The 20,736-nt window shown below is 55.0% G+C and carries 18 protein-coding genes; 10 read left to right on the top strand and 8 right to left on the bottom strand.

What is annotated here, in order from left to right; translation table 11 throughout:
• Positions 1 to 15: 15 nt before the first annotated feature.
• On the top strand, positions 16 to 1,611 hold the full coding sequence (locus tag J8X26_RS07135) for an ABC-F family ATPase (RefSeq protein ID WP_152324245.1): 1,596 nt from the start codon (positions 16 to 18) through the stop codon (positions 1,609 to 1,611).
• Positions 1,612 to 1,686: 75 nt separating this feature from the next.
• On the opposite strand, the gene moeB is transcribed toward J8X26_RS07135, so the two are convergent.
• Together moeB and moeA are read right to left on the bottom strand one after the other, a co-directional pair.
• Positions 1,687 to 2,448 carry a molybdopterin-synthase adenylyltransferase MoeB gene (gene moeB / locus J8X26_RS07130; RefSeq protein WP_152324244.1) on the bottom strand — a complete coding sequence of 254 codons (762 nt, stop codon included), beginning with the start codon at positions 2,446 to 2,448 and terminating at the stop codon, positions 1,687 to 1,689.
• A gap of 2 nt (positions 2,449 to 2,450) precedes the next feature.
• Positions 2,451 to 3,692, bottom strand: a complete 1,242-nt coding sequence (gene moeA, locus J8X26_RS07125) for a molybdopterin molybdotransferase MoeA (RefSeq protein ID WP_208950532.1) — start codon at positions 3,690 to 3,692, stop codon at positions 2,451 to 2,453.
• A 245-nt stretch (positions 3,693 to 3,937) separates the two neighbouring features.
• On the opposite strand from moeA, the gene J8X26_RS07120 reads away from it, so the two are divergent.
• Positions 3,938 to 4,171: a DeoR family transcriptional regulator gene (locus J8X26_RS07120; protein WP_101075987.1), complete on the top strand. Its 234-nt coding sequence runs from the start codon at positions 3,938 to 3,940 to the stop codon at positions 4,169 to 4,171.
• Positions 4,172 to 4,243: 72 nt separating this feature from the next.
• Here the strand turns inward: J8X26_RS07120 and tsgA (J8X26_RS07115) are convergent, their stop codons facing one another.
• The gene (gene tsgA, locus J8X26_RS07115) at positions 4,244 to 5,440 is read right to left on the bottom strand and encodes an MFS transporter TsgA (protein ID WP_152324242.1); all 1,197 of its coding nucleotides are present in this window, start codon (positions 5,438 to 5,440) and stop codon (positions 4,244 to 4,246) included.
• Between the two features lie 9 nt (positions 5,441 to 5,449).
• Entirely contained in the window at positions 5,450 to 6,283 is an 834-nt protein-coding gene (xapA, locus tag J8X26_RS07110) for a xanthosine phosphorylase (protein WP_152324241.1), read from the bottom strand.
• A 159-nt stretch (positions 6,284 to 6,442) separates the two neighbouring features.
• Between xapA and J8X26_RS07105 the strand changes: the two genes are divergently transcribed.
• Positions 6,443 to 7,351, top strand: a complete 909-nt coding sequence (locus J8X26_RS07105) for a LysR family transcriptional regulator (protein ID WP_152324240.1) — start codon at positions 6,443 to 6,445, stop codon at positions 7,349 to 7,351.
• A 90-nt stretch (positions 7,352 to 7,441) separates the two neighbouring features.
• On the opposite strand, the gene tsgA (J8X26_RS07100) is transcribed toward J8X26_RS07105, so the two are convergent.
• Positions 7,442 to 8,641: an MFS transporter TsgA gene (gene tsgA, locus J8X26_RS07100; protein ID WP_152324239.1), complete on the bottom strand. Its 1,200-nt coding sequence runs from the start codon at positions 8,639 to 8,641 to the stop codon at positions 7,442 to 7,444.
• Positions 8,642 to 8,923: 282 nt separating this feature from the next.
• Between tsgA (J8X26_RS07100) and J8X26_RS07095 the strand changes: the two genes are divergently transcribed.
• From J8X26_RS07095 to gsiD, 5 genes are all read left to right on the top strand, one after another.
• Positions 8,924 to 9,937, top strand: coding sequence for an isoaspartyl peptidase/L-asparaginase family protein (locus J8X26_RS07095; protein ID WP_152324238.1), 1,014 nt, complete (start codon positions 8,924 to 8,926; stop codon positions 9,935 to 9,937).
• Positions 9,934 to 11,790, top strand: coding sequence for a dipeptide ABC transporter ATP-binding protein (locus J8X26_RS07090; RefSeq protein ID WP_208950531.1), 1,857 nt, complete (start codon positions 9,934 to 9,936; stop codon positions 11,788 to 11,790). Before J8X26_RS07095 ends, J8X26_RS07090 begins: the two co-directional genes overlap by 4 nt.
• A gap of 73 nt (positions 11,791 to 11,863) precedes the next feature.
• On the top strand, positions 11,864 to 13,420 hold the full coding sequence (gene gsiB, locus J8X26_RS07085; protein WP_152324236.1) for a glutathione ABC transporter substrate-binding protein GsiB: 1,557 nt from the start codon (positions 11,864 to 11,866) through the stop codon (positions 13,418 to 13,420).
• Positions 13,421 to 13,528: 108 nt separating this feature from the next.
• Positions 13,529 to 14,449, top strand: coding sequence for a glutathione ABC transporter permease GsiC (gene gsiC, locus J8X26_RS07080; RefSeq protein ID WP_208950530.1), 921 nt, complete (start codon positions 13,529 to 13,531; stop codon positions 14,447 to 14,449).
• Positions 14,450 to 14,457: 8 nt separating this feature from the next.
• Positions 14,458 to 15,372, top strand: a complete 915-nt coding sequence (gene gsiD / locus J8X26_RS07075; protein ID WP_152324234.1) for a glutathione ABC transporter permease GsiD — start codon at positions 14,458 to 14,460, stop codon at positions 15,370 to 15,372.
• A 212-nt stretch (positions 15,373 to 15,584) separates the two neighbouring features.
• On the opposite strand, the gene fghA is transcribed toward gsiD, so the two are convergent.
• From fghA to J8X26_RS07060, 3 genes are read right to left on the bottom strand one after another with little or no spacing between them, the layout of a single operon-like run.
• Positions 15,585 to 16,442, bottom strand: a complete 858-nt coding sequence (fghA, locus tag J8X26_RS07070) for an S-formylglutathione hydrolase (RefSeq protein ID WP_244370410.1) — start codon at positions 16,440 to 16,442, stop codon at positions 15,585 to 15,587.
• Between the two features lie 12 nt (positions 16,443 to 16,454).
• Entirely contained in the window at positions 16,455 to 17,579 is a 1,125-nt protein-coding gene (locus J8X26_RS07065; protein ID WP_152324232.1) for an S-(hydroxymethyl)glutathione dehydrogenase/class III alcohol dehydrogenase, read from the bottom strand.
• Between the two features lie 44 nt (positions 17,580 to 17,623).
• Positions 17,624 to 18,553 (bottom strand): LysR family transcriptional regulator, encoded by a 930-nt coding sequence (locus J8X26_RS07060; protein ID WP_152324231.1) that lies wholly within the window; start codon positions 18,551 to 18,553, stop codon positions 17,624 to 17,626.
• Positions 18,554 to 18,752: 199 nt separating this feature from the next.
• On the opposite strand from J8X26_RS07060, the gene J8X26_RS07055 reads away from it, so the two are divergent.
• Positions 18,753 to 19,880, top strand: a complete 1,128-nt coding sequence (locus J8X26_RS07055; protein ID WP_208950529.1) for a YbfB/YjiJ family MFS transporter — start codon at positions 18,753 to 18,755, stop codon at positions 19,878 to 19,880.
• Between the two features lie 125 nt (positions 19,881 to 20,005).
• Positions 20,006 to 20,671: a GTP cyclohydrolase I FolE gene (gene folE, locus J8X26_RS07050; protein ID WP_152324229.1), complete on the top strand. Its 666-nt coding sequence runs from the start codon at positions 20,006 to 20,008 to the stop codon at positions 20,669 to 20,671.
• Positions 20,672 to 20,736: the final 65 nt, after the last annotated feature.

Genomic DNA, 20,736 nt, shown 5'->3' with positions numbered 1-20,736 from the left:
TGAAGAGCGAGCGTTGTGCTAAGTACTTACAACATCACCATGCAATTCGGCAGCAAGCCGTTATTTGAAAACATTAACGTCAAATTTGGCGGCGGTAACCGCTATGGCCTGATTGGCGCGAACGGTTGTGGTAAATCCACTTTCATGAAAATCCTCGGTGGCGATTTAGTGCCATCAGGCGGCAACGTGGTCCTCGACCCGAACGAGCGTCTGGGTAAACTGCGCCAGGATCAGTTCGCATTCGAACAGTTCAGCGTGCTGGACACCGTGATCATGGGCCACACCGAATTGTGGGAAGTGAAGGAAGAGCGCGACCGCATTTATGCAATGGCAGAAATGAGCGAAGAAGACGGCTACAAAGTGGCTGATCTGGAAGTCGCTTACGGCGAAATGGACGGCTACAGCGCCGAATCCCGCGCCGGTGAACTGCTGCTGGGCGTTGGTATTCCCGTTGAGCAACATTACGGCCCGATGAGCGAAATCGCACCGGGCTTTAAACTGCGCGTATTGCTGGCTCAGGCGCTGTTCTCTGACCCGGAAATTCTGCTGCTCGATGAACCGACGAACAACCTGGACATCGATACAATTCGCTGGCTGGAACAGGTGCTGAACGAGCGTAACAGCACCATGATCATCATTTCGCATGACCGTCACTTCCTGAACATGGTCTGTACGCACATGGCGGATCTGGACTACGGCGAGCTGCGCGTTTATCCGGGCAACTACGACGAATACATGACGGCGGCAACGCAGGCTCGTGAACTTCTGAGTGCCAATAACGCCAAGAAAAAAGCGCAAATAGCCGAGCTGCAATCGTTCGTCAGCCGCTTCAGCGCCAACGCCTCCAAATCTAAACAGGCAACTTCCCGTGCCCGTCAGATTGATAAAATTCAGCTCGACGAAATCAAAGCGTCCAGCCGCCAGAACCCATACATGCGTTTTGAGCAGGACAAGAAATTGTTCCGTAATGCGCTGGAAGTGGAAAAAATCACTAAAGGTTTCGACAACGGTCCGCTGTTTAAAAACCTGGGTCTGATGCTGGAAGTCGGCGAGAAAGTCGCGATTCTGGGCGCCAACGGTATCGGTAAATCCACCCTGCTGAAAACGCTGGTGGGTGAGCATGAGCCGGAAAGCGGTTCAGTTAAATGGTCTGAAAACTCAAAAATCGGTTACTACGCGCAGGATCACGAATACGAATTCGACGATACCCTGAACGTTTTCGACTGGATGAGTCAGTGGAAATCCGAGAAAGACGACGAGCAGGCTGTGCGCGGTGTTCTCGGGCGTCTGCTGTTCGGTCAGGACGACATCAAGAAGAAAGTGAAAGTGCTTTCCGGTGGTGAGAAAGGTCGTATGTTATTCGGGAAACTGATGATGCAGCGTCCGAACATCCTGATCATGGATGAACCAACCAACCACCTGGATATGGAATCTATCGAGTCACTGAACATGGCGCTGGAAATGTACGAAGGCACGCTGATCTTTGTTTCCCACGACCGTGAATTCGTCAGCTCGCTGGCGACGCGTATTCTGGAAATGACACCGACCCGTGTCATCGACTTCTCCGGTAACTATGAAGATTACCTACGTAGTCAGGGTATCAATACGTAATCGTTGATTCTGATAAAAAAGTCCGCAAATTTGCGGACTTTTTTTTACCTGAATTTCAGCGACAGACTCTGAGAATCAGCAATCCCCGCATACCTCGCAACCCGGATCTTTCATCAGGTTCATCTGGCGAAATTGCAGCGTCATGGCGTCGTACATCAGCAGTTTTCCGCGTGGCGTTTCGCCGAAGTGCGTCAGCAGCTTGATGGTTTCCATGGCCTGCAAACTGCCGATGGTGCCGACCAGCGGTGACATGACGCCGGCTTCGACGCACGTCAGCGCGTTTTCACCAAACAGACGGCTGAGGCAGCGATAGCACGGCTCGCCGGGCTGCCATGTAAACACGCTGAGCTGGCCTTCCATGCGGATGGCAGCACCCGAGACCAGCGGTTTTTTCTGCGTAAAACATTGCTGATTGAGCTGATTTCGCGTCGTGACGTTGTCAGTGCAATCGACCACCACGTCGCAGGCGGCAATCAGTTCGTGCAGCATTTCGTCATCCGCCTGAGCATCAACCTGATTCAGCTGAATGTGCGGGTTAATTGCCGCCAGCGCCAGCGCGGCGGATCCCACTTTCGACATGCCGATTCTGGCATCGGTGTGCAGCGTCTGACGTTGCAGGTTTGAGAGCGAAACCGTATCGAAATCCAGCAAGGTCAGCGTGCCTGTTCCGGCGGCTGCCAGATATTGCGCCGCCGCACAGCCCAGACCACCCAGACCGACAATCAGCGCGTGGCTGGCTTTCAGCTTTTCCTGCGCATCAAAATCAAACCCTTTCAGCACGATCTGGCGGTTATAACGCAGGGTTTCAGCATCCGTCAGTTCCGGCAGCGTCGCCATGATCAGCTCCTAAGCAGGGCGTTGAAAGGTTCGATTTCTACGATTTCGCCTGCGGCGACGTTTTCGCGCTCACGTTCAAGCACCACAAAACAGTTTGCGAGACTGAACGAACTAAAGACGTGCGAGCCCTGATGGCCGGTGGTGCGTACTTCGAGCTGGCCTTCGGCATTTGTGCTGAAAATACCGCGCTGGAAATCCAGGCGTCCGGCGGATTTCTTTAGCGGTGTCACGGCTTTAGCTTTCAGGCGCGGCGGGAACTTCCAGGCGGTGTGGCCGGAAAGCTGAGCGATAAACGGTTGCACCAGTTGATAAAACGTCAGTGCAGCAGAAACCGGATTACCCGGCAGACCGCAGAACCAGCTGTTTTTCAGTTTTCCGAATGCAAACGGTTTACCCGGTTTCATCGCCAGTTTCCAGAAACCAATTTCGCCCAGTTCATCGAGCATTTGCTTGGTGTAATCCGCTTCGCCCACGGACACGCCACCGCTGGAAATCACCAGATCGGCAAAGGCATTGGCTTCTTCAAAGGCTGTGCGCAGCGCCTGCGGATTATCGCGGATTATCCCTAAATCCAGTACGGTGCAGCCGAGCTGTTCGAGCATCAGACGCACGGCGAAACGGTTGGTGTCGTAAATCTGGCCTTCCTCTAACGGCGTCCCGACGGGTTGCAGTTCGTCCCCGGTCGAAAACACCGCGACTTTCAGCGCCTTCCAGACGTTAACTTCCGTCACGCCTAGAGAAGCCAGCAGTGGCAATTCAGCTGCGCCGAGACGCACACCGGCAGGCAGCACGCTGTCGCCTTGTTTGATGTCGTCGCCGGTCAGACGGATATTCTGGCCTTTATGCACTTCTGCGGTAAACCGCACGCCCGCTTCTGACACGTCGGCCTGTTCCTGCATGATCACCGCGTCGGCACCTTGCGGAACCGGCGCGCCGGTCATGATGCGGATACAGGTTCCGGCAGGCCATTCACCGTGGAAAGGCGCACCGGCAAAGGCTTTACCTGCCACAGGCAGAACGGCGTCTGTGTGCAAATCGGCGCAGCGCACGGCGTAACCGTCCATCGCGGAATTATCAAAAGGCGGGACGAAAACCGGGGATTTCACCGGCGTGGCGGTAATGCGGCCTGCGGCGGCAGCGAGCGGGAGAGATTCGGTATCTTTCGCTGTTTTGGACGGGACATAAGCGCGCATTTTTTCCAGCGCTTCTTCCAGCGAGATCAGACCGGCAGTATTGAATTCCATGAAAATTCCTTTGAGGTTCATCCCGGCGGGACGGGTGTTTTCACCGGAACCGGGCGGGGATTTGGAGCATGCGCATAGTATGACAGAGAAACGCGGCGAACCAAAAATTGCGGAAGGCGTAAAAACTTCGTGGGGATTCCTGAAAAATTGAGATCGATCCCAAAATTAACAATGTAACGCAGGTATGATGGTTTCCGTTATTTGTGACATGGGTCACACAACTGTCAAATATACAGGAATAACCGGTGCTTAAAAAAAATCGCCATCAGGCCATCCTTCAGTTGGTAGAACAGCATGAAGTGTTACAGGTAAGCGAACTGGCACAATCGCTGGATGTAAGTCTTGAAACCATTCGTCGTGACCTGAGTGAAATGCAGGATAAAGGATTGATTCTGCGACGTCACGGTCGAGCCCGTCGTCTGGTTGCTCAGCCTGAAACATCCTGGCTCAACAGTTTGCAGCGCTGCCCCCAGCTTTAATCGTGGCAGTGAAATAAGAAAAGGGAAGGCTCCGCAGAGTCTTCCCTTTTTTATGCACAATATTTAAGAAAATCAGTGCGACGGTTGTTGCTCCAGCGCTTCGGCTTTGCTGTTGACCGAGGCAAAAATCAGCGCCGCCAGCAGGAAGACGTAAGCGATGGTCGCAGTATTCAGTGCCCAGAATAACCCGTACTGGCTGTACACCAGCGACGACAACGTGGAGAAGATCAGCGTCCCGATGGTGCCGATAGTCAGCAAGGCTGACGTCAGCGTTGGCGGCGAATTTCTGACCTGCAAACTGCCGTAGCTCATGATGCCTGAGAACAGGCCGGAATTGCAGAAGCCAAACAGACCAGCGCAAATCAGGATAAGCATCGGGTTCCCGCTGTTGGCCGCCACGGCCAGGCTCACCAGCCCGACACCCGCTGAAATCAGCAGATACGTGCGCAGTTTCACGAAGCGAACGGTGAACTGATTCACAAACAGGCCGATGGATTTCACGGTCCAGTAGGTCGTGATGTAGAACGCCGCGCGGTCAGCCGCCATCCCGAAATGCTCTTTCAGCCAGCTTGGCAGCCACATGGTGAACACCGGTTCCGCCAGCAGGAAAGCAAACAGCGCGAAGCACAACACCCACACCGAAACGCCCCAGCGGTCGTGCTGCTGGCCGGTTGATGATTCTTTCTCAACAGCCTGCGGAATCGACGGGAATTTCTGCCCGGCGCACAGCACGATCATCATCAGGCTCAGCACCGCCATGACGCCGTACATCGCCAGCCAGCTTGCGCCATGCTGGAACAAATATCCCAGCAGCAGCGACAGAATCACCCCCGCCAGTGCAAAGAAGAAATCGGTGAGAATCAGGTTCGCCGAGCGTTTCTTCGGATCTTCATTGATGCGTACGACCAGATAGCTGCCGATGGACATCATGATGCCGGACGCCGCGCCAATCAGGAAAACGCCGATACCGAACATGGTGATGGTCGGCATCAGGAACAGCGCGATGCAGGTCAGTACAGAGACGGTTGAGCCGGTAATCAGCTGTTTGCCCAGATTGAATTTGCGCATCAGCACGCCGCTTATCATGATCGGCAGGAACAGGCCGATGTTCATCAGCGTAAACATCTGTCCGATAAATCCGGGGTCTTTGCCAAACGCCTGCGACACCGGGCCGATTACGATCCCGAGCGTTGAAACCAGCGCACCGGTGAAGAAATAACTCAGCCAGGAAATCATATTGATCCGCTGGCGGTTGAATGCCTGTTCCATAGAAGTCCCTTATTTCCCAGCCGCTGACAGGTCGGCGAAGAACGCGCGGATCAGTCGGGTGAAATCACCCACCGCCAGTTTTGCGCAGCTCAGGGTTTGTTCGTGGGAAAGCGGGGTGTCGGATAGACCTTCGGCAAAGTTAGTCATGGCAGAAACCGCCAGCACTTTGAGGCCGCAGTGTCGCGCGGAAATTACTTCCGGCACGATAGACATGCCGACGACGTCGCAGCCGAGGGTTTGCATCATGCGGATTTCCGCAGGCGTTTCGAAGTTCGGGCCGGTGTAGGCGGCGAATACGCCTTCTGCCACGTCGATATCCAGTTTGCCGGCGACAGCGTGAAGCTGCGCGCGCAGATCTTTGTCATAGGCGTTCGCGAGGCTGAAGAAGCGCGGGCCGAAACGGTCGTCATTCGGGCCAGCCAGCGGGGATTCCGGCATAAAGCTGACGTGGTCGGTGAGCGCAACCAAACGACCCGGCGCGACTTCTTTGCGCATGGATCCGGCGGCGTTAGTCGCCAGCAGGAATTCACAGCCCAACAGTTTGAAAGTGCGGACGGCGCTGGTCATTACCGACATACCGTGGCCTTCATACATATGGCCGCGGCCTTTCATGCACATTACCGGTACACCTTCGAGATGGCCCAGAACCAGTTCACCGGCGTGGCCGACGACGCTGCTTTGAGGGAACCCCGGCAGGTCGTGATAAGGAATGGTAATCGCACCGGACATATCGTCACACAGCGTGCCGAGGCCGGAACCTAAAATAAGCGCGGCGCGTGGGATAAAGCCCGGGGCACGCTGGCGGATAATTGCTGCACAGTCAAACGCGTTGTTATTGAGCATGATCACTTCTCTCATTATTGACAGTAGGGTTGAGTTGAAGGCAATGCTAGGGTGAGCGGCCTGTGGCGTCTAATACCGTTCGCCGCCGGGATTTATAGTCAAAATCTATAAATCCAATACGCTAATATTTAAGGGAAAATAAATGTTGCTGGAGAAAATGTGACGCGACCATTCACCGATTCAGTTTTCGATCTCGGCCAGATTAATCTCCGCCTGCTGCACTACTTTCGCGTCGTGGCCGAGGAACTGAGTTTCAGCAAAGCGGCGGTGCGGCTCAATATGTCGCAGCCGCCGCTGAGCCTGCATATCAAAGAGCTGGAACATCTTCTCGGTACTCCGCTATTTCTGCGTACCACCCGTTCCGTGTCGCTGACACCGGCGGGCGCGGCGCTGATGCGTGAAGCAGGGCTGATGCTCGACAGCATCAACCGTTCCTTGCATCAGGTACGTAAGATTGGCCGGGGGGAAATCGGGCATATTCAGTTTGGTACGGTGGGCACTGCCGCCTGGGGGCCGCTGATGCCCGTGCTGAACAATTTCGGCAGGCATGCGCCGGAAATCAGCTGGTCGATTACCGAACTTACGCCGGTTCAGCAAATCGACGCGTTGCAGCTGCAAAGGATTGATATCGGTATCTGGCGAGAGGCCAAGCTGGCGCTGCCGCAGGGGTTATCGAGCAAGCTGATGGGGCGTGAGAACGTGGCCGTGGCGCTGTCAGAGAATCATCCGCTGGCGATCAGAAACAGTGTGGCGTTCAGCCAGCTGGCGAATGAGGATTTTATTCTGATGCCGATGAACACGTCGAGTCTGGGCAGTTATTTATATTCGATGTGCCGTCAGCACGGTTTTCTGCCGCAGGTGAAACAGCAGGTGAATGAGCCGCAGACTGCGCTGGCACTGGTGGCGAACGGTTACGGAATTACGTTATTGCCGGAAAGTTATGCACGGATCCACTGGCCGGGTGTGCGATTTTGCGCGCTGACGGAAATGCTGCCTGCCGATCTCTACGCAATTTATCAGGCGGATTCGGTGACACCGGCGACGGCGCGGTTTCTTGATCTGCTCTGATTCATTTTGCTTCTGACAATTCTCAGCCAAAAAATAAAGCCGCAGGAACTTTGAACTTTCCCGCGGCTTTTTCACCACTCAGTCTGTCATTCAGCCGACAGACATTTCGCGATGAATCTTTTCTGCTTTACTGCGGATACCGGCAATGATCACCGCCAGCACCAGAAGCACGTAAGAAACGGTGGCGATATTCAGCGCCCAGAACAGGCCGTATTCGCGGTAAATGAACGAAGAGAATGACGCGAAAATCAGCGTGCCGACTGACGCGGTGGTCAGCAGGGCAGAGGTCAGCGTTGGCGGTGAGTTTTTCACCTGCAGGCTGCCGTAGCTCATCAGGCCGGAGAACATCCCTGAGTTACAGAACCCGAACACGCCCACCGCAGCCATTACCAGCGCCGTGTTTTCGCTGTGCGTCACGACGCACAGGCTGATTAAGCCGACAATCGCGGAGGCAAAAAGGAACGTACGCAGTTTGACGAAACGCACGGTGAACTGGTTAAGGAACAGGCCAATCGCTTTCACCATCCAGTAGGTGGTGATGTAAATCGCTGCGCGGTCAGTGTCCAGACCAAAGTGTTCATGCAACCAGCTTGGCATCCACAGGGTGAACACCAGTTCGCTGAAGACGAAGGCAAACAGTGCAAAACACAGCACATACGCGGCAAAGCCCCACGGCTCTTTCGCTTCACGATCTTGTTTTGCCACGGCGTCCGGTTTAGCGACAACCGGAAATTTCTGGCCCACGCACAGCAAAATCATCAGCACGCTCAGGGTGCCCATAATGCCGTACATCGCCAGCCAGCTTGCGCCGTGTTTGAACAGGAAACCGAGCACCAGCGACAGCGTCATGCCAGAAAGCGCAAAGAAGAAGTCGGTGAAAATCAGGTTAGCAGAACGCTTTTTCGGGTCATCGTTGATGCGCACAACCAGATAGCTGCCGATAGACATCATCAGGCCCGCTGTCGCACCAATCAGGAATACCCCAACGCCGAACAGTGTGATGGACGGCATCACGAACAGCGCGATACAGGTCAGAATAGTGATAATTGAACCAGTAATCAGCTGCTTACCGAGATCGAACTTACGCATCAGAATGCCGCTTATCATGATCGGCAGGAACAAACCGATGTTCATCAGCGAGAACATCAGGCCGATAAATGCAGGCTCTTTATTGAAAGCGGTCGCCACCGGGCCGATGACAATCCCTAAAGTGGAAACCAGCCCACCGGTAAAGAAGTAACTTAGCCACGAGATCACGTTGATCCGACGGCGGTTATAAACAGTTTCCATAACTGATTTCCTAAAAATAAAAAATATAAGAAGGCCACAGTAAGCTTTGCCAGAGGTGCTTATATCTGCGGTTAGGACGATTATTATTCCTGTTCTTTTACGGTTTGTCTTGGACGTTTATTCAATCTTCGTATTTGATTTTCTTAAACAATCTAAGCAATTAGCGCGTTTTTGTAGTTTTACATTTCTGCTTTACATACTGTAGCGGGCTAAATATAGTCAAAAAACAGGGCAACATCACTTTCTGTATACATAAATACAACAACTCAGGGTGCAGTTCTAATGAGTTCTTCTACTGATAATTCAGCGAGTTCCGTTTCGGACAAGAAGCGTCCGGTCATTGCCATTCACGGCGGTGCCGGGGCGATTACCCGCGCAGCAATGAGTCGTGAAAAAGAACAACATTATTTAGCCGAGCTGGAACGTATTGTTGCCAGCGGGCAGGCCATTCTGGCGGCGGGCGGCAGCGCACTGGATGCGGTGACTGAAGCGGTGCGTTTACTGGAAGAATGCCCGTTATTTAATGCCGGAAAAGGTGCCGTTTTCACGCATCAGGGCACGCATGAGCTGGATGCCTGCATCATGGATGGCCGTACGCTGGAGGCCGGTGCCATCAGCTGCGTTAATCATATCCGCAACCCGATTCTGACCGCGCGCAAGGTGCTGGAAAACAGCCCGCATGTCATGTTTACCGGCGCGGGTGCGGAAGCGTTTGCCCGCGAGCACGGGCAGGAAATGGTAGAGCCGGAATTCTTCTACACCCAGGAACGTTTCGAACAGTTGCAGCGCGCGATTGCGGCAGACGGCGGCGTGATGCTCGATCACGACGGGGCGTCCCTGAATGCTCAGCCGTCTGGCGACCCGATCGATCCGGAACATAAATTTGGCACCGTCGGCGCGGTGGCGATGGACGGGCAGGGCAACCTGGCGGCGGCGACGTCCACCGGCGGCATGACCAACAAACAGGCCGGACGCGTCGGCGACAGCCCGATTATTGGTGCAGGCTGCTACGCCAGCAATAACACCGTGGCGATTTCCAGCACCGGCACCGGCGAAGTCTTTATGCGCACGGTCGCGGCGTATGACGTTGCGGCATTGATTGAATACGCCGGTTTAACGCTCGAAGAGGCCACGCACAAAGTGGTGCAGGAAAAACTGCTGCCGATGGGCGGGAGCGGAGGAATGATTGCTGTGGATAAATTTGGCAACGTCGAACTGCCTTTCAACAGTGAAGGCATGTACCGCGGATTTGCCCGCGTGGGCGACGCGCCGGTCGTCAGTATTTACCGCTCATGAACCGTTCCCTGACCCTGCCTCCCGACCACGTTCTGGCCGTCAGCCAGCTCAGCGTGCAGTTTTCGCATGAAGGGCAAATTATTCCGGCTGTGAATAATCTCAGTTTTCAGGTCAGGCGTGGCGAAACGCTGGCGATAGTCGGCGAATCCGGCTCAGGTAAATCCGTGACGTCGCTGGCGCTGATGCGTCTGGTGGAACAAGGCGGCGGGCAGATAACGCAGGGCGAAATGCAGTTTCGCCGTCGAAATGGCGAAGTGGTCGATCTCATCGCAGCGACGCAACCCGCCATGCGCAGTTTACGCGGTGCGGATATGGCGATGATATTTCAGGAACCGATGACCTCGCTCAATCCGGTGTTTCCGGTGGGCGAGCAGATCGCCGAGTCAATCCGTCTGCATCAGGATAAAGACCACCGCGCCGCCCGTGCCGAAGCGTTGCGCATGCTGGATCTGGTGCGTATTCCTGAAGCCCGCAATATTCTCGACAGCTATCCGCATCAGCTTTCCGGCGGTATGCGCCAGCGGGTGATGATCGCGATGGCGCTCTCCTGCAAGCCTGCGTTACTGATAGCCGATGAACCGACGACGGCGCTGGATGTGACGATTCAGGCGCAGATTTTACAACTGATCCGTGTGCTGCAAAAAGAGATGCATATGGGCGTGATTTTTATCACCCACGATATGGGTGTGGTGGCTGAAATTGCCGACCGCGTGCTGGTGATGCATCAGGGCAACAGCGTGGAAACCGGCGACGTGGGCGCGATTTTCCGTGCGCCGCAACAGTCCTATACCCGCTCGCTGCTGGCGGCGGTACCCAAATTAGGCTCGATGGCCGGTAAACCATTGCCCGCGCGTTTCCCTGTGCAGGAGCAAAAAGAAAGTGACCCGGAACTGGTGCAGGACACCCTGACGCCGGGTGCGGCGCCGGTTTTGGAGGTTCGCGATCTCGTCACGCGTTTTGATTTGCACAGTGGAATTTTCAACCGTGTGACGCGCCGCGTACATGCCGTGGAAAAAGTCAGCTTTGACTTACATCCGGGTGAAACGCTGGCGCTGGTGGGCGAATCCGGTTGCGGAAAATCCACCACTGGCCGTTCGCTGCTGAAACTGGTGAAAAGCCAGGGCGGAACAATTACGTTTAACGGCCAGGTGCTGACCGATGTCACCGGCAGTGCGCTGCAACACCTGCGCCGCGATATTCAGTTTATTTTTCAGGATCCGTACGCCTCGCTCGATCCGCGGCTGACGGTCGGGTATTCGATTATGGAGTCTTTGCTGGTGCACAATCTGGCGAAAGGCGCAGAGGCCGAGGCGCGCGTCGCCTGGCTGCTGGAAAAAGTCGGGCTTCTGCCGGAACACGCGCAGCGCTATCCTCACGAATTTTCCGGCGGCCAGCGGCAGCGAATTTGTATCGCGCGGGCACTGGCGCTCAATCCCAAAGTGGTGATTGCGGATGAATCCGTTTCTGCCCTCGATGTGTCGATCCGTGCGCAAATCATTAATTTGCTGATGGATTTACAGAAAGAGTTCGGGCTGGCGTTTTTGTTTATTTCGCACGACATGGCGGTCGTCGAGCGTATCAGCCATCGCGTGGCGGTGATGTATCTCGGGCAAATCGTTGAAATCGGCACGCGGCGTGCGGTGTTTGAAAATCCGCAGCACGCGTATACCCGCAAACTGATGGCGGCGGTGCCGGTGGCCGATCCGGCGCATAAAAGAAAAGAACAGGCCTTGCTGGTGGATGAAATCCCCAGCCCGATCCGTGCGCTCAACGACGAGCCGCTGGTCGCCCCGCTGGTTCAGGTGGGCGAAGGGCACTTTGTCGCCCGGCATGCTATCGCGGGGCTTTACTGATTTTTGTGGTGGCTTGTTTTTTAAGCGCCAATTCTTTGTAAGACAAACGGGTAAGACAGGAAAAGGAACTGACATGAATCAGCAGAAACGTAAAGGTAAGAACGTGATCCGCCAGGCGGTGCTCGCTGCCGCTATTTTCGGTTCTCTGGCTTCAGCTTCAGCATGGGCTGCCAAAGACGTTGTGATCGCCGTAGGCTCTAACTTCACCTCGCTTGATCCTTATGATGCGAATGACACCTTGTCGCAGGCGGTGGCAAAATCCTTCTATCAGGGGCTGTTTGGCTTCGATAAAAACATGAAGTTGGAAAACGTGCTGGCGGACAGCTACACGGTCAGCAAGGACGGGCTGGTTTACACCATCAAGCTGCATCCGGGCGTGAAATTCCAGGACGGCACCGATTTCAACGCGGCGGCGGTAAAAGTTAACTTTGATCGCGCCAGCAATCCTGACAATCATCTCAAGCGCTACAACCTGTTTAAAAATATCGCCAGCACGGAAGCGGTGGATGACACGACCGTGAAAATTACGCTCAAAGAACCGTTCTCGGCGTTCATCAATATTCTGGCACACCCATCGGCTGTGATTATTTCCCCGGCGGCGCTGACCAAATACGGCAAGGAGATCGGTTTCCATCCGGTGGGCACCGGCCCGTATACGCTGGATCAGTGGAACCAAACCGACTTCGTGAAAGTGAAGAAATTCGACGGTTACTGGAAAAAAGGCGAGCCTAAACTCGATACCATCACCTGGCGTCCGGTTGTAGATAACAACACCCGCGCCGCGATGCTGCAAACCGGTGAAGCTGATCTGGCGTTCCCGGTGCCTTACGAGCAGGCCGCGCTGCTGGAGAAAAACCCGAAACTGGATCTGGTGGCCGCGCCGTCAATTTTGCATCGTTACATCAGCTTTAACGTGACGCAAAAACCGTTCGATAACGTGAAAGTGCGTGAGGCGATCAACTACGCCATCAACAAACAGGCGCTGATTAAAGTCGCGTTTGCCGGTTACGCTGTGCCTTCCGAAGGGCCATTGCCGCAGGGAATTGAGTACGCCGCGAAATTCAAACCGTGGCCATACGATCCGGCAAAAGCCAAACAACTTCTGAAAGAAGCGGGTTATCCGGACGGCTTTACCACCACGCTGTGGTCTTCACATAACAACAGCACCGCGCAAAAAGTGTTGCAGTTCACGCAACAGCAGCTGGCGCAGGTCGGTATCAAAGTGACGGTCACTGCGATGGATGCCGCACAGCGTGCCGCTCAGGTGGAGAACGTCGGGCAGAAAGAAGCAGGTATCCGCATGTTCTATACCGGCTGGTCGGCATCAACGGGCGAAGCTGACTGGGCGCTGTCGCCGCTGTTCTCAACCCAGGCTGCGCCACCGAAACAATTCAATACGGCGTTCTACAGCAATGCGCAGGTGGATAAAGATTTGTCCGACGCGCTGAAAACCACTGACAAAGCGGAGAAAGCCAAACTGTACGCCGATGCCCAGAAACAAATCTGGACCGACGCGCCGTGGGCATTCCTGGTGACTGAACGTCTGGTTTCTGCCAACAACAAACGTCTGACAGGTTTCTATGTGATGCCGGATACGGCATTCAGCTTTGATGATGCCGATGTGAAATAATATGCGGTGAAGCTTTCAGGGTGCGGGTTCAAAGTTTCCGCGCCCTGAACTTACGTGTTCCGCAGACGGAATAGGGATGTCATACCGTGAAATCACAGACAGCGAATCATGCTTAATTATTTTCTGAAACGATTACTGGGACTGATTCCGACATTGCTGATTGTGGCAGTGCTGGTCTTTTTATTTGTACATCTTTTGCCGGGCGATCCGGCGCGTCTGATGGCCGGACAGGACGCAGACGCCAGCGTCGTGGCGCTGGTCCGTCAGGATTTAGGGCTGGATAAGCCGCTCTATCAGCAATTCCTCACCTTCTTCGGCAACGCGCTGACCGGTGATTTCGGGCACTCGATGGTGTCCAAACGCCCGGTCATTGATGAAATCAGCTCCCGCTTTATGCCGACCTTCTGGCTGACGCTGACCAGCATGCTGTGGTCGGTGATTATCGGGCTGCTCATTGGCGTAGTCTCCGCCGTCTGGCGCAACCGCTGGCCGGATCGTCTGGGCATGGCGCTCGCTGTTTCCGGTATCTCTTTCCCGGCCTTTGCGCTGGGTATGCTGCTGATGCAGGTTTTCTCCGTTGAACTGGGCTGGTTGCCGACCGTCGGGGCTGACGGCTGGCAGCATTATATTCTGCCGTCCATCGCGCTGGGCGCGGCGGTGGCGGCCATTATGGCGCGCTTTACCCGGGCGTCTTTTGTCGAAGTTATGCAGGAAGATTACATGCGCACGGCGCGGGCGAAGGGCGTTCATGAAGCCGTTGTGGTGGTAAAACACGGGCTACGCAACGCCATGATCCCGGTTGTGACCATGATGGGATTACAGTTTGGGTTCCTGCTGGGGGGCTCGATTGTGGTCGAGAAAGTCTTCAACTGGCCGGGGTTAGGGCGGTTGCTGGTAGATTCCGTGGAGATGCGTGATTATCCGGTGATCCAGGCCGAGGTACTGCTCTTCTCTCTCGAATTCATCCTCATCAATCTGCTGGTGGACATGCTGTACGCCGTGATTAACCCTTCTATCCGATACAAGTGAGCAGTCGCATGAAAAACTGGCGGAGAAATGCCGTACTGGCGAGCTTGCCGATAATCACATCCGAAACTTCGCAGGCGGTAAGAACGCCGTGGAAAGCGTTCTGGCGGCGTTTTCGCCGGCAACATATCGCGATGATTGCGGGCGTTTTCATTCTTTTACTGATTGCCGCTGCGATCTTTGCGCCGTGGCTGGTGCCCTTTGATCCGGAAAATTACTTCGATTACGACCGTCTGAACGAAGGTCCGTCGGTGATGCACTGGCTCGGTGTGGATTCACTCGGGCGGGATATTTTCAGCCGTATCCTGATGGGCGCGCGGATATCACTCACCGCCGGCGTAATGTCTGTGGTACTCGGCGCAGTTATCGGCACTGTGTTCGGATTACTGGCCGGATACTACGAGGGCTGGTGGGATCGCATCACCATGCGCGTTTGCGACGTGCTGTTTGCTTTCCCCGGTATCCTGCTGGCGATTGCCGTGGTTGCCGTGATGGGTAACGGCATGTCGAATGTGATTATCGCGGTTGCTATCTTCAGCATCCCGGCGTTCGCACGTCTGGTGCGTGGTAATACGCTGGTGCTGAAACAGCAAACTTATATTGAATCGGCACGCAGCATCGGGGCATCCGACGCCACGATTTTGTTCCGTCATATCCTGCCGGGCACGTTGTCGTCGATAGTGGTGTATTTCACCATGCGCATTGGTACATCTATTATCACCGCTGCCAGCCTGTCGTTCCTGGGAATGGGCGCGCAACCCCCGACGCCGGAGTGGGGCGCCATGCTCAACGAGGCCCGTGCCGACATGGTCATGGCACCGCACGTGGCCATATTCCCAAGTCTGGCGATATTCCTCACCGTTCTGGCATTTAATTTACTGGGCGATGGATTACGGGACGCGCTGGATCCGAAATTGAAGAGCTGAGATCTTGGGGTTCCCCAAAGCCCCCCTTTTTATCTGAATCTCGAAGATTTCCGTTTCTCATAAACAGCCTTCACAGAACCTACGGTATTCGAAACCGCCCAAGAGCGGGAAGTGCTTTCCCTCTCTTGGGCGGTTTCGGCACAGTGCGTTGAGTGACCACTGCAAGTGAGAAACCGAAATTCTCTCATTCAGCATTGAAAGGCATTACGCCCTCATGCCCTGGAGTGCAAAAACTCCGCATGGAATTGCAGGTGATCTTCCACAAACGAGGCAATCGTAAAGTAGCTGTGATCGTACCCCGGCTGGACGCGAAGCTGTAACGGCCAGCCGCGCTGGCGGGCGATTTCGGCCAGTTTTGCCGGTTGCAGCTGATCTGCGAGAAACTGATCGCCATCACCCTGATCGACTAAAATCGGGAATGGCTTCTGATCTGCCGGCAATGCACTCATCAGATGGCAACTGTCATATTGCAGCCACTGACTTTCGTCGTCACCCAGATACGCACAGAAGGCTTTGCGTCCCCACGGAACCTGCGCCGGATTCACAATGGGTGCAAACGCCGAAACTGAACAGAAACGGTGCGGATTACGTAACGCCAGCATCAGCGCACCGTGGCCGCCCATGGAGTGACCGAAAATCGACTGACGATCGCTGACGTTGAAATGCCCGCTGATAAGCGCAGGCAATTCGTCGAGCAGGTAATCGTACATCCGGTAATGCGCGGCCCACGGCGACCGGGTGGCGTTCAGATAAAATCCTGCGCCCTGACCGAGATCGTAGCCTTCGTCGTTGGCGACACCTTCGCCGCGCGGGCTGGTATCCGGCATCACCAGAATCAGCCCAAGCTCAGCCGCGACGCGCTGCGCCCCGGCTTTCAGCGTGAAGTTTTCATCATTACAGGTCAGGCCCGACAGCCAGTACAGCACCGGCGGGGGCGTGTCATCTTTTGCCGGTGGCAGATAGATGCTGAACGTCATGCCACAATTCAGGCTGGCCGAAGTATGGCGGTAGCGCTGCTGCCAGCCGCCAAACATCCGGTGTTCTTCGAGTAGTTCAATCGAGCTGCTCATCGAAAACTTTCCTTACTTGTTAAAATGAATAACCGTACGGATAGACTTACCTTCGTGCATCAAATCGAACGCTTCGTTGATTTCTTCCAGCGGCATGGTGTGAGTGATGAAATCGTTCAGGGCGAATTCGCCGTCCAGATAACGCTCTACAATGCCCGGCAGCTGGCTGCGGCCTTTGACGCCACCGAATGCGGAACCACGCCATACTCGGCCGGTTACCAGCTGGAACGGACGGGTGGAGATTTCTTCACCGGCACCGGCAACGCCGATAATGACCGACTCGCCCCAGCCTTTATGACAGCATTCCAGCGCGGAACGCATCACGTTCACGTTGCCGATACATTCGAAGGAGAAGTCCACGCCGCCGTCGGTCATTTCGACGATCACGTCCTGAATCGGCTTATCAAAATCTTTCGGGTTGATCAGATCGGTTGCGCCGAGTTTACGGGCCAGATCGAACTTGCTGGTGTTCAGATCGATACCGATGATGCGGCCTGCGCCCGCCATCACTGCGCCGATAATCGCCGAAAGGCCGATGCCGCCGAGGCCGAAGATCGCCACAGTATCGCCTTTTTTCACTTTGGCGGTGTTAATCACAGCACCCATACCGGTGGTCACGCCGCAACCGAGCAGACACACTTCTTCCAGCGGCGCTTCTTTATTGATTTTCGCCAGTGAAATTTCAGGAACCACGGTGTATTCGGAGAAGGTCGAGGTGCCCATGTAATGGAAAATTGGCTGGCCGTCTTTGAAGAAACGTGTGGTGCCGTCCGGCATCAGGCCTTTACCCTGCGTGGTGCGGATCGCCTGACACAGGTTAGTTTTGCCGGACTTACAAAACTTACATTCGCCACATTCCGGGGTGTACAGCGGGATCACGTGGTCGCCAACGGCCACGCTGGTGACGCCTTCGCCGACAGCTTCTACTACACCACCGCCTTCATGGCCGAGGATTGCGGGGAAAACGCCTTCCGGATCTTTGCCTGAAAGGGTATAGGCGTCGGTGTGGCATACGCCGCTGGCAACGATACGCACCAGCACTTCGCCTTTTTGTGGTGGCATCAAATCCACTTCTTCGATGGACAGAGGTTGATTCGGGCCCCAGGCGACGGCCGCACGTGTTTTAATCATTTCCATTATGTTGCTCCAGTCAGGTGTTTTTAGCTTAATCAGATTTCAGGTTAATAAGTCGGATGCAGTGCCGGGTCATGTTCGCCGGCCAGAGGGTGTTTCAGTAACGGGATCACACCGTCATTCTGTTCGATAATCAGTTCTTTCAGCGCCCGGACATTCGGGCTGAAAGCGTCCCTGCGCCAGATAAGCCAGGTGGCGGTATCGGCGAATTCATCCGGAATTTCGTGAATTTCTACGCGTTCGTGGCCGGGCAATTGTTCCAGCACCGAACGCGGGATCATCGCGATACCCGCACCGCTGGCAACGCAGGCCATCATTGAATGATAGGACTGAATTTCCATCGTATTGGCAACCGGCACATTCATTTCCTTAATCCAGCCCTGCAAACGCTGGCGATAGGAACAGCTCGGGCGGAAGGCAAATACGGTATGACCGCTGCGACCGGCAGGTACGACGAGTGGCGATTCACCCAGCGGGCTGATTACCACCATGCGTTCGCGAAATGAGATACAGCCGTTGATGTCGTCAAAATCTATCGGACCATCAACCAGCGCCGCAGCGAGACGTCCGGCACGTACGCTGTCAATGGTTTCGCCGGAAGTGGCGGTCACCAGCGACAATGCCACCTGGGGAAATTTCTGATGATAAGCCGCCAGCAACGAAGGCAGACGCGTTGCTGCGGTGCTTTCCATCGAGCCCAGCGCGAAATTCCCGGCAGGTTCTCCGGCATGGGTGATGCTCATCGCTTCATCGCTCAGCGCAAGAATGCGCTCGGCGTAGTTAAGGAAGTTGTGGCCCATCGCGGAAAGGCGGATACGCTGTTTTTCGCGGATGAACAAATCGGTGCCCAGTTCGAGTTCGAGCTGGCGCAGGCGGGTGGTCAGGTTTGAAGGCACGCGGTGGAGTTGCTCTGCCGCACGCGCCAGCGAACCGGTTTCCGCTACGCAGCAAAACATCCGTAACTGAGTCAGATCCATGATGGATTCCTGTGTTCTCTAATCGTAAACAACTTGGTTTGTATTATTCAGTTTTCGTGATTGTACTCATAAGGCATCATAGCCACAACTTCCAATTAACTTTCTTTTAAGAAATCTGCTGTTTTCGGCAACAGGCTTTGAGTATGTTTATTCATTGTTTCTGACATGTTGCATTGCGGTTTCTTCTGACGGAGCAGTTATGGCTTTTCGTATTGCGCTTAGTGGTTTTCTGGCTTTTGTGGTCGCGATGGGTATCGGGCGCTTCGCCTTCACGCCGCAGGTTCCTTTAATGATAGCTGAACATCAGTTCACGCTGACCGGCGCGGGTTTAGTCGCCGCCTTCAACTATCTCGGTTATCTGTGTGGCGCGTTTGACGGAATGCGTGCGGCCAAACACCTCGAACGCCGGTTATGGCTGGGTGTGTGGGGCGGCGTAGTACTGACATTACTGTCGGCGGTGATTTCCGGCGAAGTGCTGCACAGCATCGTGCGCTTCCTGATCGGCTGGACCAGCGGCTGGGCGATGGTGATGGTCTCCGCATGGTGTAACGAACGGCTGGCGCATTTTGGCCGTCCGGCGATGAGCGCGGCGGTATTCGCCGGTCCGGGTGCCGGGATTTTCCTGAGCGGCATGTTAGCCGTAGGTATCCACAGTTTACAGCTGTCCTCGGCACAGGCCTGGTGCGTTTACGGTGTGCTGGCGCTGATTTTTGTGGCAATTATCACGCCGAATCTGCCCCGTAAAGGTGATTTACATCGTTCCCATGTGGCGGCGGAACCGCTGGTCATGACACCGGCGCTGAAACGTCTGGTGTGGAGTTACAGTCTGGCGGGCTTTGGGTACATCCTTCCCGCGACATTTTTATCGCAGATGGCGACGGCACGTTTTCCTGACAGCCTGTTTGCACAGTTTGTCTGGCCGGTGTTCGGCGGCGCGGCGGTTGTCGGCATCGTGATAGGTATTCTGACCCGCCATTGCCTGACGACGCATAAACGTCTGGCGCTGACATTATGGGCGCAGGGACTGGGGATTTTGTGTGCGGAAGTCGTGCCGGGCGTGACCGGGCTGGTGCTCGGGGCATTGCTGACCGGCGGCGGTTTCCTCAGCGTGGTACAGCTGGCGTTGCAATGCAGCCGCGAACTGGCGCCGAATCACAGCCGTTATATGGCCGGATTGCTCACCACCGGTTATGCCGTCGGGCAGCTGTTCGGGCCAATTTTATCTGCGATTTCGACTGCGCTGACGCATCATCTGGAACCGGCCCTGTATGTCGCGCTGGCCGGTTTTGTGATTGCCGGCGCGCTGGTCTTCCGGCAGAACCGATAAGTTGCAGCTATTTCATCCATCATGAAACACTATCACTGGATTCTGAACCGGCTCTCCACTACAGTAAGCCACCTCACTTTGGCGTGATCTGCGTCAAAGTGATTACACCTGCCGGAGAAGAATGAATGCCAACCCTGAGTAAAGAAGCCATTTTAGTCCATGAGGCATTGTTAGCCCGTGGTCTGGAAACCCCTCTGCGTGAAGCCCTGCCGATCGACAACGAAACGCGCAAACAGCGGATCCAGGAACATATGACTGGCATCATGCAATTGCTCAATCTGGATCTCTCCGATGACAGTCTGGTGGAAACGCCGCGTCGTATCGCGAAGATGTACGTTGATGAAATTTTCTCCGGGTTGGATTACGCGAACTTCCCGAAAATCACTGTTATCGAAAACAAGATGAAAGTGGATGAGATGGTGACGGTGCGTGATATCACCCTGACCAGCACCTGCGAACATCATTTCGTGACCATCGACGGGAAAGCCACCGTGGCGTATCTGCCAAAAGATACCGTGATCGGTTTGTCGAAAATCAACCGCATCGTGCAGTTCTTCTCGCAGCGTCCGCAGGTTCAGGAACGTCTGACCCAGCAGATTCTGGTGGCGTTACAGACGCTGCTCGGCACGCCAAATGTGGCAGTGTCGATTGATGCCGTGCATTACTGCGTGAAAGCCCGCGGCGTGCGTGACGCAACCAGCGCGACAACCACCACGTCTCTGGGCGGTCTGTTCAAGTCCAGCCAGAATACACGTCAGGAATTCCTGCGTACCGTCCGCCATTCTTCGTAAATAAAGCTGCAGCTGCGTTCGCCGCGTTCGGAGACCCGAATCACTGACTTGTGTCAGCTCATCGG

Source organism: Rahnella sp. ChDrAdgB13, from assembly GCF_017655185.1.
Lineage (GTDB): Bacteria > Pseudomonadota > Gammaproteobacteria > Enterobacterales > Enterobacteriaceae > Rahnella > Rahnella contaminans.
The sequence above is the reverse complement of the archived record's forward strand: the minus strand, read 5'-3'. Positions and strand labels throughout refer to the sequence as shown.